At 54.5% G+C, this 12,512-nt stretch carries 10 protein-coding genes and 1 riboswitch; of the genes, 9 read left to right on the top strand and 1 reads right to left on the bottom strand.

The annotated features are described in order from the left end of the window. Nucleotides 1-406 precede the first annotated feature (406 nt). From pabB to ACTJJ1_RS08220, 4 genes are all read left to right on the top strand, one after another. Entirely contained in the window at nt 407-1,780 is a 1,374-nt protein-coding gene (pabB, locus tag ACTJJ1_RS08205) for an aminodeoxychorismate synthase component 1 (RefSeq protein ID WP_122290048.1), read from the top strand. Next, nucleotides 1,777-2,355 carry a CoA pyrophosphatase gene (locus tag ACTJJ1_RS08210; protein ID WP_004945621.1) on the top strand — a complete coding sequence of 193 codons (579 nt, stop codon included), beginning with the start codon at nt 1,777-1,779 and terminating at the stop codon, nt 2,353-2,355. The genes pabB and ACTJJ1_RS08210 overlap by 4 nt, the downstream gene beginning before the upstream one ends. Before the next feature lie 446 nt (nt 2,356-2,801). Continuing rightward, complete coding sequence (sdaA, locus tag ACTJJ1_RS08215) at nt 2,802-4,166, top strand: L-serine ammonia-lyase (RefSeq protein ID WP_440833078.1); 1,365 nt, start codon at nt 2,802-2,804, stop codon at nt 4,164-4,166. 281 nt (nt 4,167-4,447) lie between these two features. Beyond that, nucleotides 4,448-6,064, top strand: a complete 1,617-nt coding sequence (locus ACTJJ1_RS08220; RefSeq protein ID WP_208904113.1) for an EAL domain-containing protein — start codon at nt 4,448-4,450, stop codon at nt 6,062-6,064. 18 nt (nt 6,065-6,082) lie between these two features. Here ACTJJ1_RS08220 and ACTJJ1_RS08225 read toward each other — a convergent pair whose 3' ends face one another. Further along, nucleotides 6,083-7,627: a TerC family protein gene (locus ACTJJ1_RS08225; RefSeq protein WP_004945630.1), complete on the bottom strand. Its 1,545-nt coding sequence runs from the start codon at nt 7,625-7,627 to the stop codon at nt 6,083-6,085. A gap of 641 nt (nt 7,628-8,268) precedes the next feature. Between ACTJJ1_RS08225 and manX the strand changes: the two genes are divergently transcribed. The 5 genes from manX to mntP all read left to right on the top strand — a co-directional run bounded on the left by manX (nt 8,269) and on the right by mntP (nt 12,453). Then, nucleotides 8,269-9,240, top strand: a complete 972-nt coding sequence (gene manX / locus ACTJJ1_RS08230; RefSeq protein WP_440833081.1) for a PTS mannose transporter subunit IIAB — start codon at nt 8,269-8,271, stop codon at nt 9,238-9,240. Nucleotides 9,241-9,295: 55 nt separating this feature from the next. After that, nucleotides 9,296-10,096 carry a PTS mannose/fructose/sorbose transporter subunit IIC gene (locus tag ACTJJ1_RS08235; protein WP_004945641.1) on the top strand — a complete coding sequence of 267 codons (801 nt, stop codon included), beginning with the start codon at nt 9,296-9,298 and terminating at the stop codon, nt 10,094-10,096. A gap of 15 nt (nt 10,097-10,111) precedes the next feature. Beyond that, on the top strand, nt 10,112-10,954 hold the full coding sequence (locus tag ACTJJ1_RS08240; protein WP_004945644.1) for a PTS mannose transporter subunit IID: 843 nt from the start codon (nt 10,112-10,114) through the stop codon (nt 10,952-10,954). Nucleotides 10,955-11,008: 54 nt separating this feature from the next. Then, entirely contained in the window at nt 11,009-11,467 is a 459-nt protein-coding gene (locus ACTJJ1_RS08245) for a DUF986 family protein (protein WP_004945647.1), read from the top strand. Nucleotides 11,468-11,688: 221 nt separating this feature from the next. Beyond that, nucleotides 11,689-11,872: riboswitch (yybP-ykoY riboswitch) on the top strand. A gap of 11 nt (nt 11,873-11,883) precedes the next feature. Further along, nucleotides 11,884-12,453, top strand: coding sequence for a manganese efflux pump MntP (gene mntP / locus ACTJJ1_RS08250; protein WP_004945650.1), 570 nt, complete (start codon nt 11,884-11,886; stop codon nt 12,451-12,453). Nucleotides 12,454-12,512: the final 59 nt, after the last annotated feature.

The raw sequence follows: 12,512 nt of genomic DNA on the forward strand, positions 1-12,512 counted from the left end.
ACGGATTTTCTTTAATTTTCCTTCCCCCGCAGATAGCGGATAAAGGTGAAAATCGCGACAGTGCGAGACAGCAAAATTTCGGTTGTGACGGTGTTGGCAATAAGGCATGTGGTCCTCACTATTTTTGATGCCCCCCGAAACAATAACAACATAAAAACAATAAATTGTTTTATTTTCAATCAGCGCCTGCAGATTAAAATTGATTTAACCTCAGCCTGAATTATTATTTTCTAACACATAAAATTGTCGCTAATGGCGCAAAAAATGCTTCATTACAAAATCGTTTACTCACCGTTTATGTGAGGTGTGCTCTGGCGCCCAACGCCAGAACATGCACCCGCCGGTCGAATATGGCAGAATAGCGGGCAGAAACCGCCGTTCCCGTCAGTCAGGTTTATTGAGGCCCATGAGCGCAACCGCACCGAATCTTAAGTCTTTGCCTTACACCCGTACCGCCCTGCTGGAGCATTTTGCTCCGCTGGCACAGCAGCCGTGGGCGATGTTGCTGCACTCCGGCTTTGCCGAACACTCGCATAACCGTTTTGATATCCTGGTCGCAGATCCCTGCACAACTCTGAGCACACGAGGGCAAATCACCGAGGTTCGCCGCGGTGAAGATGACCGACAGTCGCAAGAAGATCCGTTTAGCCTGCTGCAAGAAGAGTTGGAAAAACAACAGTGGCATCCCGCGGCAGATCCCAACCTGCCGTTTCAAGGGGGCGCACTCGGGCTGTTCGGTTACGACCTGGGGCGCAGAGTGGAAAAGCTGCCGCAATGGGCACAGGCGGATATCGCGCTGCCGGATATGGCGATCGGCATTTATGACTGGGCGCTGATTGCCGATCACCACCGGCAGACGTTGACGTTGCTCAGCTACGGCGACACGGAACAGCGCTGGCAGTGGCTTAACGCACAACGGCCGCAACCGCAGCAGGCATTTGCCTTGACCAGCCGCTGGCAGGCCAATATGACGCGCCAACAGTACGGCGAAAAGTTCCAGCGCATTCAGCATTACCTGCGTAGCGGTGATTGCTATCAAATTAATCTGGCGCAGCGCTTTTCAGCAGATTATCAGGGCGATGAATGGCAAGCCTTTCAACAACTGAACGCCAGCAACCGCGCGCCCTTCTCCGCCTTTTTGCGTCTGCCGGACAACGCCGTACTGAGCGTTTCGCCCGAGCGTTTTCTATGGCTGGAGAACCGGCACATTCAAACCCGTCCGATCAAAGGCACCTTGCCGAGGCTGGACGATGCCGATCAGGATGCGCAGCAGGCGCAGCGATTGGCACACTCTGCGAAAGACCGCGCGGAGAATCTGATGATTGTCGACCTGCTGCGTAATGATATCGGCCGTGTTGCCGAGCCGGGCAGCGTGCGCGTCCCCGAATTGTTCGTGGTCGAACCCTTCCCCGCAGTCCATCATTTGGTCAGCACCATCACCGCTATCCTGCCGGAACGCACAGCAGCAACCGAACTGCTGCGCGCTTGCTTCCCGGGTGGCTCCATTACCGGCGCGCCAAAAGTGCGGGCGATGGAAATCATTGAGGAGCTGGAGCCGCAGCGGCGCAATGCCTACTGCGGCAGCATCGGTTATATCAGCGCCTGCGGCACCATGGACACCAATATCACCATCCGCACGTTAATCACCGAAAACGGTCGCATTTACTGTTCTGCAGGCGGCGGCATCGTGGCCGACAGCCAGGAGCAAGCGGAATATCAGGAAACCTTTGATAAGGTCGGCCGTATCTTGCCGCAATTGGGAGAGGTTACCTCGTCGTGAGCCAACCGATTTACCCGACCTCGCTTGCCGCTTTTATCAGCCGCTTCCAACTGCAGTTGCCGCAGGCGTCGCAGATTTCGCACAATACCCGCCCGGCGGCGGTGCTGATCCCTATTGTCTGCCGCCCCGAACCCACTCTGCTACTCACCCGCCGCGCCGACTCACTGCGTAAACATGCCGGCCAGGTGGCATTTCCCGGCGGCAAAACCGATGCCGAAGATGGCTCGGCGATTATCACCGCACTGCGTGAAGCGCAGGAAGAAGTGGCGATCCCGCCCCAGTCGGTGACCGTGCTTGGCCAACTGGCGCCGCTCGACAGCAGCACCGGGTTCCAGGTCACGCCGGTGGTCGGCTTGATCTCGCCCGATGTGCAATTCAGCGCCAACGAAGACGAAGTGGCCGACGTCTTTGAGATCCCGCTGCATGAAGCGTTGACGCTATCGCGCTATTATCCGCTGGATATCCACCGCGCAGGCCACTCGCACCGCATTTATCTTTCCTGGTATCAGAGTCAGTTTGTCTGGGGATTGACCGCCGCCATCATTCGCCGGCTGGCGCAGCAAGTGAATATTTAACGCCAGATACGTGACACAGATCACAAGACAAACGGTTACCTGCGCAACAGGCGCGGGTAAAGCGATCGGCATCACTTCATTCCTCTGCTTTTTCAACTACCTTTCTGGCCATGAGAGTTTTAAAAAAACTGTAAACCCTCTCTTCAACCTTACGAAATACCTGTAAAATACTGCCGTCCGGAATAAACCACTATCAATATAGGGATTAAACCGGCAGCGCCCCGCAACGGAAGCTGGCGCGATTGTCATTAACTGAGTTTGGGCAACGGAAGGTTCCACGGCTGACCGCCTGCCAGAGACAATCAATAAGTAAGCCAACACCAAGGATTATTTTATTTCATGCGAAAAAGGCAACCGAACCCGTACGGGCCTTTTACAATATCGCTGTTCCCTGCGCGGTTTTTAACCGATGCAGCCATAACAATATGCCTCTAAGGAGTTTTAGCGTGATTAGCGTTTTCGACATGTTTAAGATCGGCATCGGCCCGTCCAGCTCTCATACGGTTGGACCGATGAAAGCCGGCAAACAGTTTGTCGACGATCTGGTAAATAAAGGCCTGATGCCTTCTATCACGCGTGTAGCTGTAGACGTTTACGGCTCACTCTCATTGACCGGTAAAGGTCACCATACCGATATCGCTATCATCCTCGGCCTGGCGGGCAATATGCCGGATACCGTTGATATCGATAGCATCCCGAGTTTTATTCGCGATGTAGAACAACGTCAACGCCTGATGCTGGCCTGCGGCCTGCATGAAGTCGATTTCCCGCGCGACGGCGGCATGGTTTTCCGCAGCGACAACCTGACGCTGCACGAAAACGGCATGCAGATCCATGCCTTCGCCGGCGATAAAGAAGTTTACAGCAAGACCTACTACTCTATCGGTGGCGGTTTTATCGTCGATGAAGAGAACTTCGGCAAAGCCGACGAACATGAGCTGACCGTTCCTTACCCGTTCAATTTTGCTCGTGAAATGCTCGATCACTGCCGCGAGACCGGGCTGTCTTTATCTGGCATGGTGATGCAGAACGAACTGGCGCTGCACAGCAAGCAGGAAATCGAAACCTATTTCGGCAACATCTGGCAGACCATGCGCGCCTGTATCGATCGCGGTTTGAACACCGAGGGCGTGCTGCCTGGGCCGCTGCGTGTACCGCGTCGCGCTTCCGCGCTGCGCCGTTTGCTGGTTTCCTCCGATAAGCTGTCCAGCGACCCAATGAACGTTATTGACTGGGTCAATATGTTCGCGCTGGCGGTTAACGAAGAAAACGCCGCCGGCGGCCGCGTAGTCACAGCGCCAACCAACGGCGCTTGCGGCATCGTTCCTGCCGTACTGGCCTACTATGACCACTTTATCGAATCCGTCAGCCCGGACATTTACATCCGCTACTTTATGGCTGCGGGTGCCGTCGGCGCACTCTACAAAATGAACGCATCCATCTCTGGCGCCGAAGTAGGCTGCCAGGGGGAGGTCGGCGTCGCCTGCTCTATGGCGGCGGCAGGCCTGGCTGAATTGCTGGGTGGCAGCCCGGAGCAAGTTTGCATCGCGGCGGAAATCGGCATGGAGCACAATCTGGGTCTGACCTGCGATCCGGTTGCCGGGCAGGTTCAGGTCCCTTGCATTGAACGTAATGCGATTGCGTCCGTGAAAGCGATCAACTCGGCGCGCATGGCGTTGCGTCGCACCAGTGAACCACGCGTTTCTCTGGATAAGGTGATCGAGACCATGTACGAAACCGGCAAAGATATGAACGCCAAATACCGCGAAACCTCGCGCGGCGGCCTGGCAATAAAAGTGCAGTGCGATTGACCCCACACCCCGCCTTCACGGCGGGGTTTTTCTTTGTATAAGATCTTGATAATCAATTCCCTACTCGTCACAAGTGACGCCGTCACGAAAAAATAATTTTACAATATCTCGTCGATCCACCGGTTAACCTGCAATTTAGCCCTTTGTTTCTCCAAATTTAAATAATTTACTGGGTTACCATCACTCTTGTATAACGACAGGCTAGAATTAGCCGAGTATCATTCCATGGCAATTTGGCCTGACGAGGATTCCTGGCTAGCTTACCGAACAAGGATTTACCGATGTTGATGACCCAACTTGCCGTGACTAAATACCGCTATTACCGTTGGCTGCTGGCCGGGGCGGTTGGGTTGGCTATTCTGTTGCTCTCGCTGTATACCCGCTACTATCAGGAACTCGGCACCATTGAACAAAGCCAACGGGTACTGGCCACCCGTACTGTCGCCAAAATCAACAATCTGCTGGCGCCGGCTGAGCAGCAAGCCAAGCGCTCCATGCCCTTGCTGGAACAATCCTGTGAATCCGTCCTGCCGACACTGCGCTTCCGCGCCGCGCAAAATCAGGCGCTGCGGGCCGTGTTGTTAGTCAACGACGGGGTTATTTACTGTTCCAGCCTGTTCGGTGCTCGTAACTATGTTTTCAACGCTATCTTGCCCACCCTGGCAAGCGGTAGCACAAAGTTGACCCTGCGCCCTTCTCTTGCCGTCGCCAAAGGGGTGCCGACGCTGATCATGTGGACGCAGCAAACCGCCGATAACAACCGCAACGGCGTGCTGCATGTATTCAATATTGAGCTGTTGGCCAATTTCCTGCTGGAACCGCAAGAACCCTATGCACAACGGGTGGTGCTGAACGTCGGTGACAACAGCCTGGAATACGGGCGACGGGAGATCCTGCGCAGCGACTCCCTGACTACCGGCCTTCTCTATACCGCAAAATCAACGCAATACCCCTTCTCCATCTCGCTGTTTGGCCCGCAGGCAAGCCTGCTCGCCCTGGCTGCGCTACCGCGCCATATTCCGCTGGCATTGCTGATCAGCCTGCTGGCGGCCTATGTCGTGTACCTGCTCACCGCCAACCGCATGAGCCTGTCCTACCATATTGGCCACGCCATTACCCACCGCGAATTCCGCGTTTACTGCCAGCCGATCATCAACGCGGAAACGGGCCGCTGCATCGGGGTGGAAACCCTGCTGCGCTGGAAAAACAAACGCCAGGGCTGGATCTCGCCGGACGTATTTATTCCCCTCGCTGAGCAACATGGGCTGATCATCGCCCTGACCCGCTACCTGATGGGTACCGTGGTGGAAAACCTGCAGTTATTCCCGCCACGTCCGTCGTTTTACATCAGCATTAACGTCGCCGCAGAGCATTTCAACGCGGTCACCCTTATCGACGACATTCGGCGCATCTGGCTACCGGCCCAACCGATGCCCTCGTTGATGCTGGAGCTTACCGAACGCACCGCACTGTCTGAAATTCAGTATGAGCAAATCAAGACGCTGAAAGAAATGGGGATCATGCTGGCAATCGATGATTTCGGCACCGGGCACAGTTCGCTCAGTTACCTGAAAAAACTCAGCCCTGACGTGTTGAAAATCGATCGCGGTTTTACCGCCGCCATCGGTACCGATGCGATCAACGCCACCGTCACCGATACCATCATTACTCTGGCGCACAAGTTGAAGCTAAAGCTGGTGGCGGAAGGCGTGGAAACCGAGGAACAGGCCGATTACCTGCGTTCACACGACGTGAACGCGCTGCAAGGCTTCTATTTCGCCAAGCCGATGCCAATCAACGTATTTCCGCTGTGGTTACAGCAGTATGAATCGAAGTTGCGAGCGATGAGTGCGCGCGAGGAGCGGCAGAAAGAAAGGGAAAACAAGCCGGAGGCGTGATGCCCCCGGCTCGTCATGTTACTGCTGTTCCTCGTCGTGAGGCGTCACTTTAGTGATACGCACCAGCTCGATGCGGTACTCCGATACTTCAATAACTTCGAAACGCAGCTGGTTTAGCTCCACCACATCCCCCGCAGCCGGCATCTGGCCGTAATGAGAGAGCAGGAACCCCGCCAGTGTGGCGTAATCCGCCGTCGGACTGACCAAATCTTCGCAGTTCAGCGCCTGTTCCAGCGAGTGCAAGTCGGTGCCGCCCTTCGCCAGCCAGCTTGCGCCTTCCACCACGATATCCGGCGTCTCATCTTCGTCCGGGAATTCGCCGGCGATGGCCTCCAGCACGTCCAGCGGCGTTACCAGCCCCTGTACCACGCCAAATTCATTGGTCACCACCACCAGACGCCCCTTGGCACGACGCAATACCGCCAGCAGGTTAATCACGTCCATGGTTTCCGGCACCACTATCGGCGGCGTGCGTGCGGCAAACTCGGCGATATCGTCACCCTGTTCTACCGCCACCAGCAGATCCTTGGCGCGCACCACGCCGATAATCTCATCCAGCGAGTCACGGCAAACCGGGAACAGGCTGTGCGGCGTATCCAGCAATTGCTCGCGCACCTCTTCACGTGAGCGATCGCAATCCACCCACGAGATTTCGGTGCGCGGTGTCATTACGCTGCGCAATGAACGCGAAGCCAGCGTTAGCACGCCGCTGATCATATAGCGCTCTTCAGCGGCAAAAGTTTCGTTCACCGGCTGCGGTACGGCTTCATCCGTTTGCTGTGCGCGCTGTTGCCCCATCAGACGCATAATCGCCTCTGCGGTACGTTCGCGCATCGGGCGGTGCGCCTGGTGTTTGATAAAGTTACGGCGGGCAATCTGGTTAAACAGCTCGATCAAGATCGAGAAGCCAATCGCGGCGTACAGGTAACCTTTAGGAATATGCATGCCAAAGCCTTCGGCAATCAGGCTCAGGCCGATCATCAGCAAGAAGCTCAGGCACAGCACCACTATGGTCGGATGGGCATTCACGAAGTTGGTCAGCGGTTTTGACGCCACCAGCATCACCACCATGGCGATCACCACCGCGGTCATCATTACCGGCAGGTCGTTCACCATCCCCACGGCGGTAATCACCGCATCAAGAGAGAACACTGCGTCAAGGATCACAATCTGCACCACCACCGCCCAGAACTTGGCGTAGCCACGGTTGGCGCCATCCTGGTGCGTCTGCCCTTCCAGCCGTTCGTGCAGTTCCATAGTGGCTTTGAACAACAGGAAGACACCGCCGAACAGCAGGATCAGATCACGGCCGGAGAAGCTGAAATCCGCCACGCTAAACAGCGGCGTAGTCAGCGTAACCATCCAGGAAATGACCGACAACAGGCCCAGACGCATAAACAGCGCCAGCGACAGGCCGAGTATGCGCGCTTTATCGCGCTGCTTCGGCGGCAGTTTATCGGCCAGAATGGCGATAAACACCAGGTTGTCGATACCCAGTACAATTTCCAATACCACCAGTGTAAGTAACCCAGCCCAAATCGAGGGGTCCATTAAAAATTCCATATCAGACTCCGGAAAAAAGACAGGATTGCTGAGCGTGGCTCAGGCGTGACGATGCTGACGCAGTGAGCGCGCAGACAACAACAGCAAGATAACGGGATTGCAGTACCGGGGGATGGCCGAACGGCCGTGTGACTTGTGTTACGCCAGCAGGTGGCGGGTGGAACCTTGAAAAACAGCAACTTCGGTGACAGTCCATAGGGTGGGCTGAGGCCCTTCACTCCTAAATATGAAAGAGCAAATACTCTAGCAGGAATTTTTTTTACGGCAAAGAAGCTTTTTTACCTTCAGCATCGTCTTGTAACAGCTCTGTTGTTTAATTATGCAAATGCCGGATTAAGAGTTATCTGAGCGCTCAATAACAGAGCAATGTCACAAAATTTATTTTTTCACTCACTAAAATAAATGACGCCAATGTGAATTAACGCGCACAGGCTTTTGAAACTGCGCGAGAAATGTTAAGCCCGCGTTTCTAATTTTCTACCATAATGTATCTGAACCTGTATCTGAACCGCGGAAGTGACTGCCAGGAAGGAAATCAAGAACGACACAATCCGTGCATATACCCTATGGCTTTCAGGTTGCAGCCAACAATGCTGCGGCTGGAAAGATGACGGGTATGAAGTTTAATGAGGAGGTAGCGAGTGGCAATAGCTATTATCATCGGCACACACGGGACCGCAGCGGAACAATTGCTGAAGACGACGGAAATGCTATTGGGCGAGCAAGATAACGTCGCTTTTATAGACTTCGTCCCCGGTGAAAACGCCGAAACGTTAATCGAGAAATATAACCTGAAAATCAGCGAGCTAGACACCAGCGGTGGTGTCTTGTTTCTGGTGGACACCTGGGGCGGCAGCCCATTCAACGCGGCCAGCCGCATTGCCGTCGATAAAGAAAACCATGAGGTCGTCACCGGGGTTAACATTCCCATGCTGGTGGAAACGTTCATGGCGCGGGACGATAACCCAGGCTTCGACGAATTGGTCGCACTGGCGTTGGAAACCGGCCGTGAAGGCGTAAAAGCGCTGAAAAAACCGGAAGAAGAGAGTGTTAAGCCCGCGGCGCCACAAAGTTCCCCTGCCGCCAAACCCGCAGCACCGCAAACCCCGCTTGGCCCCAATGACCATATGAAGATCGGCCTGGCGCGCATCGATGACCGCCTGATCCACGGCCAGGTTGCCACCCGTTGGACCAAGGAAACCAACGTCAGTCGCATCATCGTTATCAGCGACGAAGTTGCCGCCGATCACGTTCGCAAAACCTTACTGACCCAAGTGGCCCCGCCGGGCGTTACCGCGCACGTGGTCGACGTGGCGAAAGCCATCCGCGTATGGAACAACCCGAAATACGCCGGTGACCGCGTGATGCTGCTGTTCACGAATCCGACCGATGTTTGGCGTCTGGTCGAGGCCGGCGTGGATATCAAATCGGTGAATATCGGCGGCATGGCGTTTCGCCAGGGGAAAACCCAGGTCAACAACGCCGTGTCGGTCGACGAAAAGGATATCGAAGCGTTTAAGAAATTAAACGATCGCGGTATCGAACTGGAAGTTCGCAAAGTCTCGTCCGACAGCCGGTTAAAAATGATGGACCTGATTAACAAACTCAATTAATGGCGCAAGCCAATAATTATTTTACTCAGAGCTCTTTGGTCATAGGAGAAGTGCAATGGAGATCACCACTCTTCAGATTGTGCTGATATTTATCGTTGCCTGTATCGCCGGGATGGGATCCGTTCTCGACGAGTTCCAGTTCCACCGTCCGCTGGTCGCCTGTACCCTGATTGGCTTTATTCTCGGTGATATGAAAACCGGCATCATCATCGGCGGTACGCTGGAGATGATCGCCCTAGGCTGGATGAATATCGGTGCCGCGGTCGCGCCAGATGCGGCGTTGGCTTCCATCATTTCCACCATTCTGGTTATTGCCGGCGGCCAGAGCGTCGGCGCCGGTATCGCGCTGGCCATACCGCTGGCGGCGGCCGGGCAAGTGCTGACCATCATAGTGCGTACGCTGACCGTGGCCTTCCAGCACGCGGCAGATAGCGCAGCGGAACGCGGCAGTTTGCGCGCCATCACCTGGATCCACATCTCCGCCCTGCTGTTGCAGGCGATGCGTATCGCCATCCCGGCGGTTATCGTGGCGATCTCGGTGGGCACCGCAGGCGTTCACGCTCTGCTTAACTCGATCCCGGAAGTCGTCACCAGCGGCCTGAACATCGCCGGCGGGATGATTGTAGTGGTCGGTTACGCCATGGTGATCAACATGATGCGCGCCGGTTACCTGATGCCCTTCTTCTACCTCGGCTTCGTTACCGCCGCCTTCACCAACTTTAACCTGGTGGCGCTCGGCGTCATCGGCGTGGTGATGGCCGTGCTTTATATCCAGCTCAGTCCGAAATACAACAAGTCCCAGGTTGTACAGGCTGGTCCGGCTAATGCCAACGATCTCGATAACGAACTCGATTAGGAATAGGTGAGAGACATGGTTGATACAACAGCTCAAAAGAAACTCACGCCGGCCGATATTCGCGGTGTGTTCCTGCGCTCGAACCTGTTCCAGGGCTCATGGAACTTCGAACGCATGCAGGCGCTGGGTTTTTGCTTCTCTATGGTGCCGGTGATCCGCCGCCTGTACCCGGAAAATAACGACGACCGCAAGCAGGCAATCAAACGTCACCTGGAATTCTTCAACACCCACCCTTACGTGGCGGCGCCGGTGCTTGGCGTTACCATGGCGATGGAAGAACAACGTGCCAACGGCGCACCGATCGACGATGCGGCCATCAACGGCATCAAGGTCGGTTTGATGGGGCCACTGGCCGGCGTGGGCGACCCGATCTTCTGGGGCACCGTACGGCCGGTATTCGCCGCGCTCGGCGCCGGTATTGCCATGAGCGGCAGCCTGCTTGGCCCTATTTTGTTCTTTGTCTTGTTCAACCTGGTGCGCCTGCTGACCCGCTATTACGGCGTGGCCTACGGTTACCGCAAAGGGGTGGATATCGTTAATGACATGGGCGGCGGCTTCCTGCAAAAACTGACGGAAGGCGCGTCCATTCTTGGCCTGTTTGTGATGGGAGCATTGGTTAACAAGTGGACGCACGTGAATATCCCGCTGGTGGTGTCGAAGATCACCGATCAGACCGGACATACCACTGTGACCACGGTGCAAACCATTCTCGATCAGTTGATGCCGGGTCTGGTGCCGCTGCTGCTGACCTTCGGCTGTATGTGGCTGTTGCGCAGAAAAGTGAATGCGCTGTGGATTATCATCGGCTTCTTCGCCATCGGCATCTTCGGTTACTGGATTGGTCTGCTGGGCCTGTAAAGCTAGTCGCAGCCGGGGGGAAACCCCCGGTTTTTTTATTTGTGGAGTTGAAAGATGTCACTGACCGATGGCGTATTACTGATTTTTACCGCGCTGATGCTGCTGTATGCAATTTACGACGAATTCGGCATGAACCTGCTGAAGGGCAAAACGCGGCTTAAAGTGCAGTTAAAACGCCGCAACCGGATCGACTGCCTGATTTTTGTCGGCCTGATTGCCATTTTGATTTACCGAAACGTCACCACCAACGGCGCAATATTGACCACTTACCTGCTTATTTCTTTAGCGCTGATCGCCATCTACATTTCTTATATTCGCTGGCCCAAGATACTGTTTAAAACCCAGGGTTTCTTTTATGCCAACACCTTCATTGAATATAACCGCATTAAAGCCATGAATTTATCTGAAGATGGCATTCTGGTCATCGACCTGGAACAGCGCCGGTTACTCATTCAGGTTACACAATTAGACGACCTGGAGAGGATTTATCATTTTTTCGTTGAAAATCAATAAATAAACAAGTCATCAAGTTTCCCCCCTACCGATAACACGCGCTGTACATGGATAATTAATCAACAACCCCAGCGCTTATCCGTTTATTATTTACGCAACATTGTTGCATCAGCCTACATTATATTCCCTCTTGCAATTCTTTAATGAAAACAATTCTCAATTCCAAAAAGAATATTCTCAAGTAATTAAGGTTGTCGTCGTCAGAAATATTATGGTATGGTTGCGCCGTCATTGGGGAGTAGCCGGTTTCTGGGCAATAAAACGCCAGAAACGCCCGTATCAACATACTCGTTTCGAACTCTGAAACGTGGTGCGGGCAGCCAGGTAAGGTTGGCGAGACCATAGACACGTAACTCCGTCGTATGGTTGGGGGTGGGTTACGTGTATATGGAGCCGCCCGGCCGAGGCTATTTAACATGAATCTTTCCGCTACACTCATTCTCGCTTTTGGCATGTCTATGGATGCGTTCGCCGCGTCGATCGGCAAAGGTGCCAGCCTGCATCAACCCCGTTTTCGTGAAGCCCTGCGCACCGGACTCATCTTCGGTGTGGTCGAAGCCATTACGCCGATCATCGGCTGGGCGATTGGCCTGTTCGCCAGCCAATACATCATGGAGTGGGATCACTGGGTAGCCTTCTCGCTGCTGTTTATTCTCGGTACTCGCATGATTGTCGAAGGCATCAGAAACCGACCGGACGAAGTGGAAAAAGTGAAGCGCCACGGCTTCTGGCTATTGGTGGCCACCGCTATCGCCACCAGCCTTGATGCCATGGCTATCGGCGTTGGCCTGGCCTTCCTGCAGGTCAATATTGTGCATACCGCCATGGCCATCGGCATGGCCACCATGATTATGGCAACGCTGGGTATGATGATTGGCCGCTTTATTGGGCCGCTGTTGGGGAAACGCGCAGAGATCATCGGCGGCGTGGTGTTGATCGGTATCGGCATCAATATTCTGCTGGAGCATTTGGGCTACCTCGCCTGATTGTCCCTGAACGCAAAAAACCTGCCAATGGCAGGTTTTTTCTTTTCTGGCATAAGCAT

It is taken from the genome of Serratia sp. 22264, assembly GCF_052045345.1.
Classification (GTDB): Bacteria; Pseudomonadota; Gammaproteobacteria; order Enterobacterales; family Enterobacteriaceae; genus Serratia; species Serratia plymuthica.